18 protein-coding genes and 1 pseudogene are annotated in these 19,667 nt (G+C 61.2%); 11 read left to right on the top strand and 8 right to left on the bottom strand.

The window, feature by feature from the left end; genetic code table 11:
• Window positions 1-99: 99 nt before the first annotated feature.
• The 4 genes from K6N12_RS09090 to K6N12_RS09075 all read right to left on the bottom strand — a co-directional run bounded on the left by K6N12_RS09090 (window position 100) and on the right by K6N12_RS09075 (window position 4,674).
• A complete protein-coding gene (locus K6N12_RS09090) occupies window positions 100-1,299 on the bottom strand; it encodes a mandelate racemase/muconate lactonizing enzyme family protein (protein WP_097624903.1) in 1,200 nt (399 codons plus the stop codon).
• An 18-nt stretch (window positions 1,300-1,317) separates the two neighbouring features.
• Window positions 1,318-2,679 (bottom strand): mandelate racemase/muconate lactonizing enzyme family protein, encoded by a 1,362-nt coding sequence (locus K6N12_RS09085; protein ID WP_097624902.1) that lies wholly within the window; start codon window positions 2,677-2,679, stop codon window positions 1,318-1,320.
• A gap of 64 nt (window positions 2,680-2,743) precedes the next feature.
• On the bottom strand, window positions 2,744-3,910 hold the full coding sequence (locus K6N12_RS09080) for a mandelate racemase/muconate lactonizing enzyme family protein (RefSeq protein WP_097624901.1): 1,167 nt from the start codon (window positions 3,908-3,910) through the stop codon (window positions 2,744-2,746).
• 53 nt (window positions 3,911-3,963) lie between these two features.
• Window positions 3,964-4,674, bottom strand: a complete 711-nt coding sequence (locus K6N12_RS09075; RefSeq protein WP_097624900.1) for a GntR family transcriptional regulator — start codon at window positions 4,672-4,674, stop codon at window positions 3,964-3,966.
• Between the two features lie 208 nt (window positions 4,675-4,882).
• Here K6N12_RS09075 and K6N12_RS09070 point away from each other — a divergent pair, with 208 nt between their 5' ends.
• The 7 genes from K6N12_RS09070 to K6N12_RS09040 all read left to right on the top strand — a co-directional run bounded on the left by K6N12_RS09070 (window position 4,883) and on the right by K6N12_RS09040 (window position 11,918).
• The gene (locus K6N12_RS09070; RefSeq protein ID WP_097624899.1) at window positions 4,883-6,361 is read left to right on the top strand and encodes an ABC transporter substrate-binding protein; all 1,479 of its coding nucleotides are present in this window, start codon (window positions 4,883-4,885) and stop codon (window positions 6,359-6,361) included.
• A gap of 69 nt (window positions 6,362-6,430) precedes the next feature.
• Entirely contained in the window at window positions 6,431-7,390 is a 960-nt protein-coding gene (locus tag K6N12_RS09065) for a carbohydrate ABC transporter permease (RefSeq protein WP_097624898.1), read from the top strand.
• The gene (locus K6N12_RS09060; protein WP_097624897.1) at window positions 7,387-8,277 is read left to right on the top strand and encodes a carbohydrate ABC transporter permease; all 891 of its coding nucleotides are present in this window, start codon (window positions 7,387-7,389) and stop codon (window positions 8,275-8,277) included. The genes K6N12_RS09065 and K6N12_RS09060 overlap by 4 nt, the downstream gene beginning before the upstream one ends.
• Before the next feature lie 11 nt (window positions 8,278-8,288).
• Window positions 8,289-9,386 carry an ABC transporter ATP-binding protein gene (locus K6N12_RS09055; protein WP_097625139.1) on the top strand — a complete coding sequence of 366 codons (1,098 nt, stop codon included), beginning with the start codon at window positions 8,289-8,291 and terminating at the stop codon, window positions 9,384-9,386.
• A gap of 35 nt (window positions 9,387-9,421) precedes the next feature.
• Window positions 9,422-10,585: a mandelate racemase/muconate lactonizing enzyme family protein gene (locus tag K6N12_RS09050; RefSeq protein ID WP_097624896.1), complete on the top strand. Its 1,164-nt coding sequence runs from the start codon at window positions 9,422-9,424 to the stop codon at window positions 10,583-10,585.
• A 21-nt stretch (window positions 10,586-10,606) separates the two neighbouring features.
• On the top strand, window positions 10,607-11,353 hold the full coding sequence (locus K6N12_RS09045; RefSeq protein WP_097624895.1) for a ribonuclease activity regulator RraA: 747 nt from the start codon (window positions 10,607-10,609) through the stop codon (window positions 11,351-11,353).
• 64 nt (window positions 11,354-11,417) lie between these two features.
• Complete coding sequence (locus K6N12_RS09040) at window positions 11,418-11,918, top strand: cytochrome b (RefSeq protein WP_097624894.1); 501 nt, start codon at window positions 11,418-11,420, stop codon at window positions 11,916-11,918.
• A gap of 13 nt (window positions 11,919-11,931) precedes the next feature.
• On the opposite strand, the gene K6N12_RS09035 is transcribed toward K6N12_RS09040, so the two are convergent.
• The 3 genes from K6N12_RS09035 to K6N12_RS09025 all read right to left on the bottom strand — a co-directional run bounded on the left by K6N12_RS09035 (window position 11,932) and on the right by K6N12_RS09025 (window position 14,494).
• Window positions 11,932-12,318, bottom strand: a complete 387-nt coding sequence (locus tag K6N12_RS09035) for a TraB/GumN family protein (protein ID WP_239620012.1) — start codon at window positions 12,316-12,318, stop codon at window positions 11,932-11,934.
• 29 nt (window positions 12,319-12,347) lie between these two features.
• Complete coding sequence (locus tag K6N12_RS09030) at window positions 12,348-13,421, bottom strand: TraB/GumN family protein (protein WP_097624893.1); 1,074 nt, start codon at window positions 13,419-13,421, stop codon at window positions 12,348-12,350.
• 137 nt (window positions 13,422-13,558) lie between these two features.
• Complete coding sequence (locus K6N12_RS09025; protein ID WP_097624892.1) at window positions 13,559-14,494, bottom strand: tyrosine recombinase XerC; 936 nt, start codon at window positions 14,492-14,494, stop codon at window positions 13,559-13,561.
• 139 nt (window positions 14,495-14,633) lie between these two features.
• Between K6N12_RS09025 and K6N12_RS09020 the strand changes: the two genes are divergently transcribed.
• Together K6N12_RS09020 and K6N12_RS09015 are read left to right on the top strand one after the other, a co-directional pair.
• A complete protein-coding gene (locus tag K6N12_RS09020; protein WP_097624891.1) occupies window positions 14,634-15,584 on the top strand; it encodes a GNAT family N-acetyltransferase in 951 nt (316 codons plus the stop codon).
• Window positions 15,585-15,595: 11 nt separating this feature from the next.
• On the top strand, window positions 15,596-16,078 hold the full coding sequence (locus K6N12_RS09015) for a GNAT family N-acetyltransferase (RefSeq protein WP_097624890.1): 483 nt from the start codon (window positions 15,596-15,598) through the stop codon (window positions 16,076-16,078).
• A gap of 3 nt (window positions 16,079-16,081) precedes the next feature.
• Here the strand turns inward: K6N12_RS09015 and K6N12_RS09010 are convergent, their stop codons facing one another.
• On the bottom strand, window positions 16,082-17,014 hold the full coding sequence (locus K6N12_RS09010; protein ID WP_131710917.1) for a dihydrodipicolinate synthase family protein: 933 nt from the start codon (window positions 17,012-17,014) through the stop codon (window positions 16,082-16,084).
• A 200-nt stretch (window positions 17,015-17,214) separates the two neighbouring features.
• On the opposite strand from K6N12_RS09010, the gene K6N12_RS09005 reads away from it, so the two are divergent.
• Together K6N12_RS09005 and K6N12_RS09000 are read left to right on the top strand one after the other, a co-directional pair.
• On the top strand, window positions 17,215-19,431 hold the full coding sequence (locus K6N12_RS09005) for a primosomal protein N' (protein WP_097624888.1): 2,217 nt from the start codon (window positions 17,215-17,217) through the stop codon (window positions 19,429-19,431).
• A 78-nt stretch (window positions 19,432-19,509) separates the two neighbouring features.
• Window positions 19,510-19,667, top strand: a pseudogene (locus tag K6N12_RS09000) (AGROH133_08824 family phage infection protein); the annotation flags it as partial.

Below are 19,667 nucleotides of genomic sequence, written 5' to 3'. Positions count from 1 at the left end.
ATCGTAACAAAGCATACAGCCGCTTGCCGCGAGGCAGGCGGCTGTTTTGGTTCTATTGCCTGCCGCCGGACAAGCTGGCCGCGACAGGCGCAGGGAGGTTCAGTCGAAAAAGCCCGCATCCTCTTCGCTCAGATATTTCCTGGCCCCTTCAGCGTCGATGTCGAGGCCCAGCCCCGGCGCTTCCAGGAGGTCCACCATGCTGTCCTTCACGATTTGCGGCGGCAATCCGATTACCAGATCCTCCCACCAGGGGTCGGAGGCGCTCGGGTACTCGAACGCGACGTAATTTGCCGGCAACGTGGCGCAGACATTGATCAGCGCGCCGAGGCCCAGCAGGCCGTTGGCAGTGCCGTGCGGTGCCATCAGGATCGAGTGCATATAGGCGTGCTCGGCGACCCATTTGAGCTCGGCAATGCCACCAATATCGGCTGGATCGGGGCCGATGACGCGTACCGCCTGCGTCTCGATCAGTTCCTTGAAATTGTGCCGCAGATAGATCTGCTCACCAGTGTGGATGGGCGTCGAGGTGGAGGTTGTCAGTTCCCGATAGGCCTGCGGATTGACCCACGGCACGTAGTCGCCAGTCAGCATGTCCTCGAGCCACATCAAATTGTACTTTTCGACCGCGCGGGCGAATTTGATCGCGTCGGGCAGCATCCAGCCGGGACCGCAGTCGAGCGCCAGGCTGACTTTGTCGCCGAGCACTTCCTTCATGGCGATCACGCAATCGAGCATGTGATTGAAACCGCGCTCGCTGATCACGCCCTGATCCATGGCGCCGTGATAGCCGGCCTTCTTCTGCGTTACGCCGTAGTGGAAATCTTCGATGGTGTCCTTCATGTTGGAGTGGAACGAGATTCCTTGCTTGATCATGAAGAAGTTCTGCGGCTGCTCCATCATCCACTTGACGTCGGCGGCGTAATCCTCCGGCCGGTCGCCTGTGCGTTTCCGGCGAACAGAGCCGTTATAGACGCGCACCTTGTCCCGCACCTTGCCGCCGAGCAGTTTGTAGACGGGCACACCGGCGGCCTTGCCGGCAATATCCCACAGCGCATGCTCAATCGCGCTCACCGCCGCGCCATAGGGCTTGAAGGAGCCGCGTTGGCGGATCTTCAGCATGACTCGCTCGACGTCGGTCGGGTCCTCGCCGATCAGCGCGTCGCGAAAATGCAGCACCCAGGGCTTCAGATAGGACTTGGTGAATTCGACTTCGCCCAAGCCGTAGAGGCCCTCGTCCGTGACGATGCGGACGATCGGGTGTTTGCCGATGACGGCACAGCGGAGATCGGTGATCTTCATCTTCGGTTCCCTTTCGCCTCAGCTCCAGGTGCGGTCCCAGGAATACTCATCGTCCCAGTGGTCGGTAGGCTGCCATATGGCGGCGACACCCGGCTGCAGATGCTGCGAGATCACCTCGTCGACGACGTCGTCAATCCCGAGGCCCGGTTTGTCCGGAACTGTGATGAAGCCGTTTTGCACCAGCGGCTTCGGAAGGCCGGTGACGATATCGTCCCACCAGTCGACATCGGCGGAATGGTATTCGAGCGCCATGAAATTTTCGGTCGCGGTCGCGACATGTGCCGCGGCCATTGCCGCGATCGGACTTTCCGCCATATGGATGGCCATGGCGACGCCGCGGTCCTGCGCCATATCGCCGATTTTCTTGGTCTCGAGGATGCCCCCGCTGGTGAGCAGGTCCGGGTGGATAACGGAGACGCCGCCGCTCTTGAGAAGAGGCTCGAAGCCCTCCTTGAGGTAGATGTCCTCGCCGGTGCAGATCGGCACCGTGGTGGCGTCCTGCAGTTGTCGGTATTGCTCGGTATACTGCCATGGGATCACATCCTCGAGCCAGGCCGGCACGTATTTTTCAATTCGCCTGGCAAGGCGAATGCCGTTCTGCATCGAGATATGGCCGATATGGTCGATCGCGAGCGGCACATCCATGCCGATGACCTCGCGAACCTCGGCGATGTATTGTTCCAGCAGGTCGAGGCCCTTGTCGGAAAAGTGAAGGCCGGTAAACGGGTGCTGGACGTTATGCAAATCGTAGGCAGCATTGCGGACGCGCCGCTCTTCAATAGTTTTCAGCGGCCCGCGATTGGGAGGATCGCGGTATCCTTCCAATGAGCCGGCAGGAAACACGACCGCCCCGGGCACATCCGCGATCTGCATCAATCCCAAATCCATCTTGAGAAAGGTGAAGCCGAACTCCATGCGCTGCTTGAGGCGCTTACCAGTCTCGGTGCCGCTCGGTACGGCGGCGTCGGTATCGCAGTAGACGCGCACTTTCTCCCGAAAACGGCCGCCGAGCATCTGATAGACCGGGACGCCATATGCCTTGCCGGCAAGATCCCACAACGCGATTTCAATCGCCGATACGCCGCCGCCTTGCCGGCCGTGTCCGCCGAACTGCTTGATCCGGCGAAACAGTCGGTCGATGTTGCATGGGTTCTCGCCAAGCAACCGGCTCTTCAGCATCAGCGCGTAGGTGGCGCTGGCGCCGTCGCGCACCTCGCCAAGCCCGACGATGCCTTGGTTGGTGTAAATCTTCAGCAGCACCGAGGTGAACGGCGCGCCGACGATTTCGGCGACCCGCATGTCGGTGATGCGAAGGTCGGACGGTTTGGAATGCGTGTTCACCCGATTGAGCGCCTCGTCGGCTCCATCTGCCTCTGGCATGATTTATCCTCGTTTTGGTCGGGCGGGCTCGCTGCCGCGCGAGTTGGGACGGCGGAGAGCGTTGCTAGTCCAGCTCTATCTCGTGGTTTTGAAGGTAGTCGCGGTTCATTTCGACGCCGAGACCAGGCTTGGGCGTAAGCTTGAGGCTGCCGTTCGAAACATCGAGCGGTCTGTCGATGAGGTGATCGTATTTGCCCAGGTTCCATTCCGACGTTTCGAGTTTGTAGAAATTGGGAACGGTCATCATCACCTGCGCTCCCGCAACCACGTTGATCGGGCCTGCGGCATCATGCGGCGAGACCGGGATATAGTAGGCTTCACAGAGCGCAGAAATCTTCTTGAGTTCGGTAATGCCGCCGGTCCAGGTGACATCAGGCATGATGTAGTCGGCGAGCCTGTTTTCGAGCACCGGCACGAAATCCCACTTCGTGTGGCCGCGCTCGCCCCACGAGATAGCGGCGCTGACCTTCTCACGAACCTGCCTCAGCGCGTTGAGGCTCTCCGGTGGACAAGGCTCTTCGAACCAGTCGATCTGACCAGCTTCCTCAAGGCTCCGGCAAAGGCGAATGGCGGTGGGAACGTCGAACCGGCCATGCGCATCGATGAGGATGTCGACATCGGGCCCCGCCGTTTCGCGGATGAGGGCCGTCAGTTCGGCGGCTTCGCGCTCATCCTTGCGGGTCATGCTGCCATCGAGGTAGCCGTCTCGCTGTTCGCGCGGCAGTCCATCGGCCGTGCGCCCCTGGTGAGGGAAAGGATCGAACTTGAGCGCCGTGTGGCCGGATTCGACGATGTCTCGGATTTCGCGGACCACAGCCTCATTGCTGGTAAATTTGGCCTGGTTGGGATGGGTGTAGAGCGTAATCTCATCGCGTACCGGCCCGCCCAACAGCTCGTAAATCGGTTTACCCAGGACTTTGCCCCGGATGTCCCAGAGGGCTATGTCGATGGCGCTCACGCATTCGACTGCGGCGCCGCGACTGCCCATGTAGGTGAAACTGCGGAATATCTTGTGCCACAGATACTCGATACGCGCCGGATCCTCGCCTGTCACAGCAGCACCGATCTGCCGCAGGATCGTGCAGAGGGCGCGATTGGCGAGCCTAGTCGTGGTGGTGATTTCTCCCCAGCCGCTCACCCCCTCATCGGTCGTCACTTCGACGAACAGAAACTCTCCCCAATAAGAAGCATCGGACTTGATCAGCCACGGCCGAACGCTGGTGATTTTCATCTCAACTGCCTTTGTCTGAAGTGGTCGGGATAACGATATTCCGGGCGATCTTTTTATCCTGCCCGAGCGGCGTTCCGCGCACGCATGTGTTCGAGGATGTGCCGGCCGGAGCCTTCGACATGGCGTGCAATGAGTTCGCCTGCCTCGTTCGCATTTCCCGCTTTGACATGCGCGATGAGCTCGCGATGCTCGCTCAGGATCGCGGCACGGCGGGCGAGCGTGAAGTTGAAACGCCGGCTCACGGCTCGAAGCACTTCGCGATGCTTCCACCAGAGCTCGGCGGCATGGCGGTTGTAGTGCCTTTGGTACATGACGGTGTGAAAGGTGGTGTCCAGCTCGCTATGCCTGAACGTGTCGGCGAAGTCGTTCTCTTCAATCAAGTCTTGGATGCGTTCGAGTTCAGCAATGTCCTCGACGGTGGCCATATTCACGAACCATCGCGTCAGTGCCGGCTCGATCAAGACTCCTATCTCGTAGATGTCCCGAACAAAATCCTGATCTATGGGCCGGACGCGGGCTCCGCGGTTGGGGACGAAGGTGACAAAGCCCTCCCCGCGCAACAGTTGCAGCGCCTCGCGCACGGGGTTGGTCGAGGTGCCGTGGCGCCGGGCGAGATCGGTAACCACAAGCCGTTCGTTGGCAGCAAGCCGCCCTTCGATGATGTCGTCCCTGATCAGCTGATAGAGCGAGGCACCTTCGCTGGAGGCCCCGATCGCGTCGATCCCTTCGGGTGGCTGCGCTCTAAAATCACTTGTTTCGGCCAAAGTTGTCCCCAATCAATACATGTATTCCTTCGATATCACGCAAGGTTTATGCAAACAATGTACGATTTCTCCAGTTGACAGGCAATCTATCATCTGAAAACGTATGATCTGTCCAAAGAGATACATTGGCCGAAAACGTCCCGCAGCCAATGAGCAAAGACCGCTCGCCTCGACGCAGAGCGGCACGGGGAGAACCTGGAGGATACCTATGACGAGGATTTCACTCGGTGGTGCCATCCTGCGCGGCACTGTTTCCACTGCTTTGATGGTATGGTTGCTGTCCGCGTCGGCGCTGGGAGCGCCGGTCGACCTGAGCAAGTGGTCGCCGGAATATGTGCGCTCCATTGCCGGCACGCAGGATTTTGACACGGCGGCCGATTGCGGCAAGGTCACCCCGCTCGACTATAAGGGGCGACTGACTTTCTGGTATCAGGGCGTGTTCGAGGGCGATCCCGATCTCCTGCGCCAGTATTACAAGGAGTTCTTCGAGACCTTCCGCAAAACCTATCCGAACATCCAGCTTGAGGAGCAAGCCCTCACCTATAACGACCTGCTGGATAAGTTCCGGACCGCGCTCCTTGGCAATGCAGCGCCCATGGCGGTCCGCCTGCAGATCCTGGGTGGCACCGAGTTCGCCTCGAAGGGCTATTTGCAGCCGCTCAAACCCGAGGACGTAGGCTATTCGACCGAGGATTTCTGGCCCGGCGCAATGAAGGCTGTAACCTGGGATGGGGTAACCTACGGCATCCCGACCAATAACGAGACGATGGCGTTCATTTGGAATGCCGACATCTTCAAGCGTGCAGGCCTCGATCCGGACAAGGCTCCGGCAACTTGGGACGACGTCGTCAAGGATTCCAAGCAGATCCACGACAAGCTCGGCATTGCCGGTTACGGCCTCGTGGCTCGCAAGAATGCCGGCAATACGCCGTACCGCTTTATGCCGCAGCTTTGGGCCTATGGCGGTGGCGTCTTCGACGAAGCGACCGCCAACCCGACCTATAAGGAGGTCGAGCTCAACAGTCCGCAGAGCAAGGCGGCATTGCAAGCCTCCTACGATATGTATGTTCGCGACAAGTCGGTTCCGGTTTCGGCGCTCACCAACCAGCAGGCCGACAACCAGCCACTTTTCCTCGCCGGCCAACTCGGGATGATGATCTCGCACCCGTCCGACTACAACGTCATGCTCGACCTGCAGAAAAAGGCGACGGATACCGACAAGGACAAGGCGCAGACGGTAATCGACAATATGCGCTACGGCCTGATTCCGACTGGCCCCGACGGCAAGCGTGCGGTCGTGTTCGGCGGCTCCAACATTCACATCCTGAAGCCCGAATATGTCGAGGGCGGCAAGGTAGACGAGCCGGCTGCAAAGGCGATCATCTGCATGTGGACGAGCCCGGAATGGTCGCTGAAGATGGCCTATGCCGGCTCGAACCCGGGAAACCTCAACGGCTTCAAGACCAAATGGATGAAGGAACGTCTGGATAATATCAAGTTCCTCGATGTCACGACCTCGATGCTGCCATACGGCATTCCGTTCCCGGCGCTGCCACAGTCCCCCGAGATCATGAACATCATCGTCCCGGATATGCTGCAGAATGCCCTGACCGGGGCCATGACCGTCGACCAAGCAGCCGACGACGCAGCCAAGAAGGTAAAAGACCTGATGGACGGCGGACTCTAGTCGAAGCCAGGCGATCTGACCGGCTGCCGACCGCAGCCGGTCTGTTCCAAAGAACAAGGGCGCGGCATAGTGACGATCTTGACTGGCAAGGCCGAGGCTCTCCGAAGACCGCAACCCGATAGGTCCGGCGTGCTGCGAAAGATTTGGGAGCATCGGGCCGACTACGCCTATGTGCTTCCTGCGATCGCGGTGATGCTCATCGTCATAGCCTACCCTATCTATTACACGATCGAGCTGTCGTTCTTTAACACACCGCCTGGCCTGCAGCTGCGGGACAAGATTTTCATCGGCTTCGACAACTACGTTTCCATCCTCACAAGTCCGGTGTTCTGGAAGGTCACCTCGAACACGCTTATCTGGACAGTGGGATCGACGTTCATCTCATTTGTCCTGGGGTTTGGCTGCGCCCTGGCGCTCCATCGTGACTTTGTCGGCCGTGGCATTCTGCGCGCCGTCCTGATCATTCCCTGGGTCATCAGCGCGGTCGCCGCGTCCTATATCTGGAAGTGGATCTACCATTCTGACTTCGGGATCATTGGCGCGGTGCTGGTCGGTCTTGGATGGGCCGACCGGCCGCCGAATTTCATCGACAGCGTAAGAACGGTGCTGCCCTCGCTGATCGTCGTCAATATCTGGCGAGAGTTTCCGTTTGCCATGATCATGATGATGGCTGGCCTGCAGACGGTTCCCGACCAGTTGTTGCGCGCCGCGAAAGTCGACGGAGCCAATGCATGGCAGCGGTTCTGGCATGTCACCTTTCCGCACTTGAGAAACGTCTCGACGGTGACGATCCTTCTGCTGGCAGTGGCCAACTTCAATTCTTTCATCATTCCCTGGATCATGACCGGCGGCGGGCCGTCGAACGCATCGCATATCTGGATCACCCACATTTATGAACTCGCCTTCGGCCGCCAGCGCTGGGGGGTGGCATCGGCCTATTCGGTGCTGCTGTTCCTGATCCTGATGTCGCTCGGCTACTTCTACGTTCGTGCGCTGAGCGGCAATGAGCAGAAGGGCGGAAGCGAATGAGCACGATTGCCGAGACTGCTCATCGAGGCCAGGCGCGTCGCCGTATGCGCATCGATGGATGGCGGTGGAGCGGACGCATCTTCCTTGTGTTCATGCTGCTTTACACTGCATTACCGATGATCTGGATGCTGATCACCTCGATCAAATCCGGCTTCGCGGCCATGCAGTTCCCGCCGCAGTGGTGGCCGGACCAACCCACCCTCGCCAGCTACCAGAAGCTGCTCGATCCGCAAAACAGCGTCGGCCAGGACTTCCTGCGCTTCTTCTGGAACAGCCTTTTCGTCTCCACCGCGACGACTATCCTTTCGGTGATCGTGGCGGTTCCAGCGGCCTACGCGTTTTCTCGTTTCACCTTCCCCGGCCGGAACTTTCTGTTCTTCGCCGTCTTGCTCCGCAACATGTTTCCGGCAGTAATCTTTCTCGTGCCGCTCTTCATCCTGATGCGCGCAATCGGGCTGGTAAACACGCATGGGTCGCTCGTCCTCACCTACCTCACATTCGGCCTGCCGCTGGCAATCTGGCTCCTCAAAGGCTTCTACGACAATATCCCGGTGCAGCTCGAGCAGGCGGCACGCATCGACGGGGCAACGCGGTTCCAGGCGTTTTTTTTGATCGTCATGCCGCTCTCGGCGCCAGGAATCATCGCCACGGCGATCTATTCCTTCATTGGCGCGTGGAACGAGTACATCTACGCCTACACCTTCCTCTCCAAGAACGAGCAGTTGACGCTGCCGGTCGGCATCCAGCGCTTCTTCTCGGAAAATACAACGGACTTTCCGGGCCTGATGGCGGCCAGCTTCATGATGAGCGTGCCCGTGGTGGTCCTGTTCCTCGTCCTGCAACGATATTTCGTACGGGCGCTTACGGAAGGCGCAGTCAAACACTAGGGGAGTTGCCGGTGGCCCACGTGGTCCTTCAAGATCTGGTCAAGACCTATGGCAGCTTCAAAGCTGTCAACAATGTTTCGCTGACGGTCAACGACGGCGAATTCGTCGCGCTCGTCGGCCCTTCAGGCTGCGGCAAGACCACCACACTCAATCTCGTGGCCGGGCTGATCCCCATCACATCCGGCGACATCGTCATCGGCGACCGCGTGGTCAACGACCTCGACCCCAAGGACCGCGACATCGCAATGGTGTTCCAGAACTACGCGCTCTATCCGCAGAAATCGGTCTACAAAAATCTGGCGTTCCCGCTGCAGATGCGCAAACTGCCAAGGGACGAGATCGACAAGAAGGTCAAGGAAGCAGCACGCGTGCTCGACATGACGCAGCTGCTCGAGCGCAAGCCGCGCGAACTTTCGGGCGGGCAACAGCAGCGTGTGGCGCTCGGCCGGGCCCTCGTTCGCGATCCGGCGGTATTCCTGATGGATGAACCACTCTCCAACCTCGATGCAAAGCTGCGCGTGCAGATGCGGTCGGAGATCAAGCGTTTCCACCAGGATCTCCAGGCGACAATCATCTACGTGACGCACGACCAGCTCGAAGCGGTCACCATGGCCGACCGGATGGCGGTGATGAACGGCGGCTACCTGCAGCAGTACGATTCCCCGGCGCAGGTCTTTGCCCATCCGGTGAACATGTTCGTCGCCAGCTTCGTCGGCAGCCCGGCGATGAGCCTTGTTCCGCTCGAGGCATCGACTGCAGGCGGCAACACCGTGTTGACCAGCGCGGAGGGCTGGCGCCTCGAGCTCTCGCCAACCAATGCCCGGAAGGTCGAAAGGGCAACAACCAGGAAAGTCGTGCTCGGCGCACGTCACTCGACGATCAAACTGCACAAGAGTGCGATGCCTGGAAGCATCCCCGCCAAAGCCTACACCGTGGAGCCGACCGGAGACGTCACCTTCGTACAGGCGTTCCTATCCGGCGCCATCGTCAATGTCAGCGTGCCGCCAACCGTTGCCGTCGCGCCCGACGAACAGATTTGGCTCGAGTTCGATCAGGAGCGAATGCATCTGTTCGACGGCGAAACAGAAATGGCCCTCAAGGCCAACTGAGGCCCAGCGGATGCGTGTGAAAAACGAGAGCGTAGATGACGACGAAGCTTAAGATCACGGCGATCAAGCCCTATCCGGTATGGGTCGGAACGCGCAACCAGATGCTGGTCAAGGTCGAGACCGACAGCGGCATCTTCGGCTGGGGCGAGAGCGGCTTGAGCGGTCGCGAGAAGGCCGTGACCGGCGCCGTCGAGCATTATCGCGAGTTTCTCATCGGCCGCGATCCGATGCAGATCGGTCGGATCTGGCAAGAGGTTTATCGCAGCCAATACTTCGAAGGCGGGCGTGTCCTGCAGGCAGCGATTTCAGCCATCGACATTGCCCTTCACGACATCAAGGGCAAAGCGCTTGGGGTGCCGGCCTACGAACTGCTGGGCGGCAAGCAGCGCGACCGCATTCCTACCTTCGCCTCGACCGGTGACGAGGCCGAGGGCGAGGTTGCCATCGAACGAGCCCGCGAACTACGCGCACAAGGGTGGCAGGCGATCCGTTTCTTCCCCATCGGGCAAAACAGCAAGGACATTTTCGAGCCGCGGGAGTCGATCGGCGCGACCGCAGCAATGCTGAACAAGGCGCGGGAGGCGCTGGGCGACGACGTCGTCCTCGGCATCGATTATCATCATCGGCTGTCGGTGGCAGAGGCGGCGAGCTTCTGTAACAAGCTCGGTCGTGGCGTGCTTGATTTCCTCGAGGAGCCGATACGAGACGAGGCACCCGAGGCCTACGAATCCCTGCGCACGATGACCGACATCCCGTTCGCCATCGGCGAAGAATTTGCCAGCAAGTGGCAATTCCTGCCTTACATCGAGCGTGGCATCCATCAGTTCAATCGGCTCGATGTCTGCAATGTCGGCGGGCTCACCGAAGCGATGAAGGTCGCAGGCTGGAGCGAGGCGCACTATGTGGACCTGATGCCGCACAATCCGCTCGGCCCGGTCTGCACGGCCGCAACCATCCATCTCGCCGCCGCGGTGCCGAATTTCGCATGGCTCGAGACAAGGGCGCCCGAAGCAAAGCTCGGCTTCGATAATTCCGACTTCTTCCCCGTGCAGCCACGGCTCGACGGTCCCGACTATCCGGTCAGCGATCTGCCGGGGCTCGGCGTCGAGGTCAACGAAGAGGCGATCAGGGCGGAGAGCTTTCGGTTCTGGGAAGCGCCGCATCTGAAGCGCCGCGATGGTTCTGTCACAAACTGGTAGTTTCACCCACCGGAGCCCAAGATGACGCATAAGCACGACATTCCGCGACCGCCCAGAGAGCTGATCGACGCACTGAAGGAAATCGGCGCCGCGACGGTCTCCGGCACGCTCGGCCACATGGGCTTCCGCAATCCGCACATGGTCGGTCCCGTGCCGCAGAATCGCGGGAAGTCGATCGTCGGGCCGGCCCTGACCCTTCAATTCATGCCGCAGCGGCCGGACCTCTTCACCGAGGGAGAATATGCAGATCCGGAGACGCAGTTGCACCGCCATGTGCTTTATCAGGTGCAGGAGGGCGATGTGGTCGTGGTCGACGCGCGCGGCGACATGAGCTCGGGCGTCTTCGGCGATATGATGTCGACCTATTTCAAAGGCAGAGGCGGTGCCGGCATCGTGATCGATGGGTGCATGCGGGATCGGCCGAATGTCGAAAAGCTGGATCTTCCTCTATGGCTGCGCGGCTGGACGCCCAACTATCATGTGCAGACCGGCATCTATCCCAACGCCGTCAACGTTCCGATTGCCTGCGGCGGTGTGACGGTCATCCCCGGGGACATCATTGTCGCCGACGATGACGGGGTGGTGATGCTTCCAGTCGCGATGGCGCCGAAGGTTATCGAAGAATCGCAAAAGCATCACGATTGGGAGGAGTTCTCGCGAGTGAAATTGATGGGAGGCGGGTCGTTGCAGCGCTACTATCCGCTGCATGACGACGCCCGCGAAGAGTACGAGAAGTGGCGCAAAACAAACCGCTTGGGAACAACTTAGCCATGAATTACCCTTAGTCTGGTGTTCTGAATCTCAGAGTAAACATTTGACGAAGGTCGAGAAAATGCAGCAGCCGTCCACCATGGCTTACAGTCTCAATCAACGCTTCCTGCATTGGGCGATCGCGCTTTTGATCTTCTTCAATCTGCTGTTTCCCGACGGCATGAATGTCTGGCATCGGCTGATGCGCAGGGGCGAGGTGCCGACACCCGAGCAGGTTGCGTCGGCGAATATCCATGCCTATGTCGGCATCGCCATCCTGCTGCTTGCGATCATACGGCTCGGACTGCGATTTACCAGAGGCGCGCCGGCCGAGGTGGTGGAGGAGCCGGCGATCTTCCGCCTTGCGGCGAAGCTTACCCATATTGGTCTGTATATCCTGATCTTCGCCATGCCGCTTACGGGCATCGCCGCCTACTATTTCGGCATCAATCCCGCCGGGTCGTTCCACGCGGACGTTCTGAAGATCATTCTCTGGGCGCTGATCGCGGCCCATGTCGCGGGCGCGCTTGTCCATCAGTTTTATTGGAAAACCAATGTGTTGCGCCGGATGACGCTCGGCTGAGCGCCTGGTCGGTTCAGTTCACGGCGGTGACGGTGAAGCCCTGCCGGCGCAGCAGTTCAACCAAACCGTCGTCGCCGGGCAGATGCGCCGCTCCGACGGCGATCATGGTGCGCCCTTTGTCGAGATAGGGCTTTGCCCGTTCAGCCATGACCTTGTTTCGATCCGTTATCACACGGTTTTCGAATGCTTTTGCAGCAGTCTGATCTGTCGAAACGAACTCCATCAATGAGTAGATCATTCCGACGTCGCCGTGATCGTATAAGTCGATCATCGTCTCGGATATGTCATCCACACCATTGGGAAGCGCCAGAAATTCCCTCAGGTTTTGAAGCATGAGATTGTCTGGGACATCCGACATGGCTTCAAGCTGTTCGACCGGCGTTTCCAGGCCGAAGCGCAAGGAGCGGATCTGAAAGATCGCGGCGCGCTTTAGTTCACCGCAGTCACGGTAAACCCCTGCTGGCGCAGCAGTTCGATGACGCCGGCCTTGCCGGGCAGGTGCAGGGCGCCGACCGCCATGAAGACGTTGCCGCCGTCGAGAATGGGGGCGGCGCGCTCGGCCATCACCTTGTTGCGGTCGAGGATGACGCGCTGTTCGAAGGCGGCGTAGTTGCTGTCTTCGCCTTCCGTCTCCGGCGTCACGGTCTTCAGCATCGGCATGGTCAGGCCGATATCGCCGGAGAGATAGAGGTCGGTCATCGTCTCGACGACGTCACTCATCTTGTCGCCGAGCTCCAGCGTCTCGATCAGCGACTTCAGATGGAATTCGATCGGCAGGTCGGCCATGGCCTGGATCTGCTCGGCAAGGGTCTCCAGCCCCTTGACCTGTTTTCCCTCGGCAGCCGCATCAGCGGCGATTTTCTGGTCGAGGAACTGCACGCCTTTGGCCTTTCGGGCGATTTCGCAGGCCGGCAGGGCGACGGCGCTCGAGATCATCCAGGGCCGCATGCGGGAGACGGCACCGAGCGGAATGCCGCGCTGCTTCAGGCCGGCTTCGAGGCGCTTGTAGTCCTCGGGGGAGAGCAGCTTGTCGATCGTCGTGCCGTCGGTGAACATCGTCAGTTCCGGCTTTGCAAGCAGGGCGGCGGTCGCCTTCCGCTCATCGAGGATCTCGTCGGATTCGATGATGATCGTATTGGCCGCGTCGTGGGCGGCCTGGGCTCGCGGCGGCAGGGCCAGCACGCGCGGATCGGTGACATGCATGCTGCCAAGCAGCCATGAAGGCTGAAGTCCTGCCTTTTCGATCTTCCAGAAGATGCCCTTGCCGTTTGGCGTCGCGTCGGCTTCCTTCAGCGCCTCGCCGTAGCGGGCGGGATCGTTCTGCTGCAGCTCGACCATCAGGTTGCGGCCGGTGCAGGCCGCGTCTTCGGCCGCCGCCGGCCTTGCCGCCAGGAAGGCCAAAAACAGGGCCGCAAGAAGCAGCATATGAAAGGCCGCAATCAGCCAGAGCAGCAGATTGCCGGATGCTGCGAGAAAAGTCCGGCGGCCGATGGATGTCGTCATAATGATGTTCCGGTCACATGCCTTGTGGTTTCAAGCTCTACGCCCGGCTTGCGCATAATCCTTTAAGAGAATGCGTTAACGAAAGCTTAGAGTCTTCCTTGCTCCGGCAGGATGTTTCGATCCGACCAGAAAAGGCTCTACGCGCGCGGATGAGCGCGATCATACACCTCAAGCAGCCGCGATGCATCGACGCCGGTATAGACCTGTGTCGTCGACAGGCTGGCATGGCCGAGCAGCTCCTGGATGGTGCGCAGATCGCCGCCGCCGGCAAGCAGGTGGGTGGCGAAGGAATGGCGCAGCGCATGGGGCGTCGCCGTCTCCGGCAAGCCGAAGGCGCTGCGCAGCTTCTGCATGGCGCGCTGGATGATCGCCGCCTGCAGCTTGCCGCCGCGGGCACCGCGAAACAGCGGCTCGCCGGGCTCGAGATGATAGGGGCAGAGCGTGCGGTATTTCTCGACCGCGTCGAAGACCACGGACAGCAGCGGCACCAGCCGCGTCTTGTTGCCCTTGCCGGTGATGCGCAGCGTTGTGGCGCCCTTTTGCAGGTCTGAGGGAATGAGATCGAGCGCTTCGGAGATGCGCAGGCCGCAGCCGTAGAGCAGCGTCATGACAGCCGCATCGCGGGCGGCGATCCAGGGTTCGTCATGAAGCTGGGCTTCGTTGCTGACGACGGTGATCGCCTGCGTGTCCGACAGCGGTTTCGGCAGCGATTTCGGCTGTTTCGGCGAACGGATCGCGCCGGCGCCGGCGGCATTGACCAAGCCCATTTTTTCCAAATGGCGCAGCAGCGAACGAAGGCCGGCGAGATTGCGGCCGAGCGAGCGGGCGCCGGAGCCTTGCTTGCGCCGTGCGGCCAGGAAGGCGCGGAAATCGGCGGGACGCAGCTCCCTGATATCGCCAAGCGTCGCCGGGCCGGCGAGATGGCCGGTCAGGAAGGTCAGGAACTGGCGGGTGTCGCGCTCATAGGCATCGAGTGTATGCTCGGAAAGACGACGCTCGCGGGCGAGATTTTCGAGCCATGCGGCCCGTTCCGCCATCAGGCGCGGATCGGCGATAACAAGTAGTTCGTTCACGTCGCTGGCCTTGAATTTGCCTTCAAGTCCGCCAATTTGAAACAGGAACGGTTATGGAATTGCTAATGCCCGCCAAGCCTTTGTCATCCTTAGATCATATTCCACTGCGATAGCTTATAGCCCATAGACAGGATCTTTCATGGCACGGCGCGACTCCATGACGGCTTTCGGACAGCTCGCGGAAGCGATCGCTCTCGTTTCACAGGGAAAGCCCGGTCATATCGTCGATACGCTGATTGCCGAACGTGGCCAGAGGATCGTAAAACATCCGCTCTGGCCGGTCATGCGGCCGTTCCTCTACACGCTGCTGCGCTACAACAAGGCGATCGAATTCGCCAATGCCGTCGCCAAGATGCCGGGTTTCCAGTCGTTCGAATATCTGAGCGACGTGCTGAAACTCGATATCGGCGTCACCAACGGCGAACGCATTCCCGATGCCGGCGGCTTCATTCTCGTCAGTAACCACCCCACCGGCATCGCCGACGGTGTCGCCGTGTTCGATCTCCTGAAGACGCGCCGGCGGGATATGATGTTCTTCGCCAATCGCGATGCGATCCGCGTCAATCCGCGGTTTGCCGAGATGATCATTCCCGTCGAATGGCGCGAGGAGCACAAGAGCAAGCTCAAGGCGCGCGAGACGCTGCAATTGACCAACCACGCGGTCAGGGAAGGCAAGGCGACGGTGCTCTTCCCATCAGGCCGCATCGCCTATTGGGCCAACGGCCGGCTGAACGAACGCCCGTGGAAAACCTCGGCCGTCGGGCTGGCGCGCAAATACAATCTGCCGATCCTTCCCGTCCACATGACCGCGCGCAATTCCGGCCTGTTCTACTGGCTGGCGAAGTGGTCGACCGAGCTTCGCGACATGACGGTCTTTCACGAGCTGTTGAACAAGCGCGGCGACCGTTTCGATTTCGTGATCGGCAACCTTATTCCCGCCGAACATCTGGACGGTGATCTCAACGATGTGACCAAGGCGCTGGAGAAACATACGGTGCACGATATGGCGGCGGATGGCGACGCGACCTTCGTGCCTGTCAGCCTCCCGGCTGCGGCAACGCCTCGCGAGCTTGCCGTTCCCGCAGTCTAATAGGTTTTGCCATGTCGGTCGACATCCGCGTGATCCGCGATCGATTGCCGCGGGAGATCGCCGACCTCGAAAGCGAGGCCCGGCGGGAGGGTCATCTCCATATCGCCCGCCTTATAGACGAATGGTCGGCCGGCGACATCAGGTTCGAGCGTGGCGGCGAGAGGCTGCTTGGCGCCTATGCCGGGGAGGCGCTTGCCGGCGTCGGGGGTGTGACCGTCGAACCCGCCCTATCGCAAGCGTTGCGGATGCGGCGTTTCTACGTCAGCCCCGAAATGCGCGGCCACGGCATCGGCCGGCTGCTGGCCTTGGCGCTGCTCAATCATGCGCGGGATTTCTGCAGTGTCGTCACCGTTCATCCGGGCAATCCCGGCGCAGCCAAATTCTGGGAGGCTCTCGGGTTCCGACCTCACGCGCCTGATGGCGATATGCTTTATGTCGAAATTGCCCGCATCCCCTCCGGTCGGGATGTTTCAGGCTCGTTCTTCACGTTTTAAGCTTCAGGCCCCGATCTCTTTGAGACGAATGGCCTGACGGGCCAGCAGCCGCTCGACATCGGCAATATCGGGTGCCGAGAGCTTGGCGCCCGGCTTGCGCAGAGTGGCGGATTTGATGACGCCGCGCTTGGCAAGCACATATTTGCGGGAGGCAAGCCCGATGCCCTGCTGCTGCTCATAGCGGGCGAGCGGCAGATAGGCGTCGAAGATCTCGTGGGCGCGGCCCGGATTTCCGGCTGCATAGGCCGCGACGACGCCGACCATCATCTCAGGATAACAGAAGCCGGTCATGGCGCCATCGGCGCCCCGGCCCATCTCTTCAGGCAGAAAAAGCCCGCCATTGCCGCAGAGGATGGAGATGCGCCGCATGGCGCCGCTATCGCTGGCGGCGCGGAGCGCGGTGATTTTTGAAAGGCCCGGCCAGTCCTCGTGCTTGAGCATGACGCAATTTTGCACCTCGTTGACGATGCGCTCGATCACCTTGGGCGCAATCGTCACATTGGTGGTGAGCGGATAATCCTGGAGCACGAAGGGTGTCTCGCCGAGGGCCTCCCCGACCGACTGGTAAAAGGCGAAAGCCTGGTCGTCGGTCTTGACGGTCCAGGGCGGCGCGACCATGACGCCGGCCGCACCTTCGCCCATGACGGCTTCGGCAAGTTCGCGCATCGGAGCAAGTCCCGGCGCCGACACGCCGACAACGACGGGCAGCCGCCCGTCGAGGCGCTTCAGCACACGCTCGACCACCGTGCGCGATTCCTCGGCGGTCAGCTTCGGGGCCTCGCCGAGCTGGCCAAGCACCGTCAGGCCGGTAACGCCGGCGCCCTCGTAGAAATCGACCATGCTGTCGATGCTGCCGAGATCGAGCGCGCCGTCATCGGTGAACGGGGTTACGGCGATCACATAGACGCCCTTGGCATCTTCGGTCAGTCTGGCCATCGAGGCTCTCCAATTCAAGCGGCCGAAGAACAAAGGCCCCGGCATTTCGAACAATCCTTCCGGCAATCTATGCGGCCAATCGCTCGCCCGGCAAGCTTTTCGTAAGGGTGCCGGCGATCTCCGACGCCACACTCCTTGCCGACGCTCAGCCGTGTCTTTGCGGTTCCAATTGCATCGATTTGCGGGCATGGTCTCGCCCGATGAGCACAGATTCGTCCGACCTCTTTGGCGCGCTTTTCGACGCACCGCTCGCGAACCGAACGGTTCCCGTGCTGGTGCCGATGCCGGCGCCCAAACCCTATTCCTATTCGGTGCCTGAGGGCATGGCGGTCGAGCCCGGCTCGGTCGTGCAGGTGCCGCTCGGGCCGCGGCAGGTGATCGGCGTCGTCTGGGACGGCGGCGAGGATGGAGTGGACCCGAAGAAGCTCCGGCCGATCAGCCATGTCTTCGACTGCCCGCCGCTTACCCGGGAGATGCGCGATTTCATCGATTGGGTTGCGGCCTACACGCTCTCGCCGCCCGGCCTCGTCGCCCGTATGGCGCTGAGAGCCCCCAACGCCTTCGAGCCGGAGCCGATGGTGGAGGGGCTGAAATTCGTCGGCGGCGAACCGGAGCGGACGACGCCGGCGCGCGCCCGCGTGCTTGACACGGCTTCCGACGGTTTGTCCTGGACGCGCAGCGGCCTGGCGCATGCGGCGGGGGTCTCGACCAGCGTCGTCGACGGGCTGATCACGCTCGGCATTTTTGAGACGATATTCCTGCCGCCGCCGCCGGTCGTGGCGATACCGGATCCCGAATTTGCCGCCGCCCGCCTCGAAGGGCCGCAAAAAGAGGCGGCCGCGGAGATCGTTTCCGATGTCCGCAAGGGCGAATTTTCGGTGTCGCTGATCGACGGAGTGACCGGATCGGGCAAGACCGAGGTCTATTTCGAGGCGATCGCCGAGACGCTGAAACGCGGTAAGCAGGTGCTGATCCTGCTGCCGGAGATCGCGCTGACGGCCAGTTTCATGGAGCGCTTCCAGGATCGCTTCGGGGCAAAGCCGGCCGAATGGCATTCCGATCTGGCACCGCGCATGCGCGAAAAGGTCTGGCGCCAGGCGGTGACCGGCGAGGTCCGCGTCGTGGCCGGCGCCCGCTCGGCGCTCTTCCTGCCCTTCGAGGATCTCGGCTTGATCATCGTCGACGAGGAGCACGATCCCGCCTACAAGCAGGAGGACCGCGTCTTCTACAATGCCCGCGACATGGCCGTGGTGCGCGGCCGGATCGGCGATTTTCCCGTTGTCCTGGTGTCGGCGACGCCGTCGGTCGAAAGCCAGGTCAACGGACAGAGTGGGCGCTACAGCACCGTCCACCTGCCGACGCGTTTCGGCGACGCGGCGCTGCCGGACTTGCACCTCATCGATATGCGCCGCCACGCACCTGAGCGCGGCGGCTTCCTGTCGCCGGTCTTGATCCGGGCGATCGGCAAGACGGTGGAGAAACGCGAACAGGCGCTGCTCTTTCTCAACCGCCGCGGTTATGCGCCGCTGACGCTCTGCCGGGTCTGCGGCCATCGCTTCCAATGCCCGCAATGTTCGAGCTGGCTGGTCGAGCATCGCTTCCGCAAGCAGCTGCAATGCCATCAATGCGGCCATGCCGAGCGCACGCCGGAGGCATGCCCCGAGTGCGGCACGCTCGACCATCTGGTTGCCTGCGGACCTGGAGTCGAGCGCATCGCCGAGGAGGTGGAGCGGCATTTTCCGGAAGCGCGGACGATCGTTCTCTCCTCGGATATCATGGGCGGAGTGAAGCGGCTGCGGCTGGAGCTGGAGGCGATCGCCAAGGGTGAGGCCGATATCGTCATCGGCACCCAGCTCGTCGCCAAGGGGCATAATTTTCCGCTGATGACGCTGGTCGGCATCGTCGACGCCGACCTCGGCCTTGCCAATGGCGATCCGCGCGCGGCCGAGCGCACCTTTCAGCTCCTGTCGCAGGTGACGGGCCGGGCCGGGCGCACCGGCCTCAAGAGCCATGGGCTGCTGCAGACTTACCAGCCGCAGCATCCCGTCATGCAGGCGATTGTCTCAGGCGATTCCGATGCCTTTTACGAGCGCGAGATCAGCGAACGCGAACGCGCCATATTGCCGCCCTTCGGCAGGCTCGCCTCGATCATCGTTTCGGCCGAAACCCGCCATGACGCGGAAAACCATGCGCGCGGCATGCGCAATGCAGCGCCGCAGGTATCCGGCATCTCGGTGCTCGGTCCGGCGGAAGCCCCGCTGGCGCTGGTGCGCGGGCGCCACCGCTTCCGCCTTTTGGTGCACGGCCGGCGCAACTCCGACATGCAGGGCTTTTTGCGGGCAATGCTGTCGCAATCGCCGAAGGAGCGCGGGTCTGTGCAGGTGCAGCTCGATATCGATCCGCAGAGTTTTCTCTAAAACGCCACGCCGCCATTTCCTCCCTTTCCGGCCCATGTCATAAAACACTGATTCTTCCGGGTGATTTGGGGCTGATGCATGGAGTTTTATTTTCCGACCGAGCTCGGCGAGCAACTCGCCTTTTGCTCCGCCGCCTTCACGGCGCTTGCCGGCTTCATCATGATGTTTGCACCGGGCCATAGCTTCCGTCTTCTCGGTCTGCAGGCGCAGGAGGGGCGGCCGGAGGGGTATGGGGA

The organism is Rhizobium redzepovicii (genome assembly GCF_019793435.1).
GTDB lineage: Bacteria > Pseudomonadota > Alphaproteobacteria > Rhizobiales > Rhizobiaceae > Rhizobium > Rhizobium redzepovicii.
Note: the sequence above shows the minus strand (reverse complement) of the source record. Positions and strands in the feature narration are given on the sequence as shown.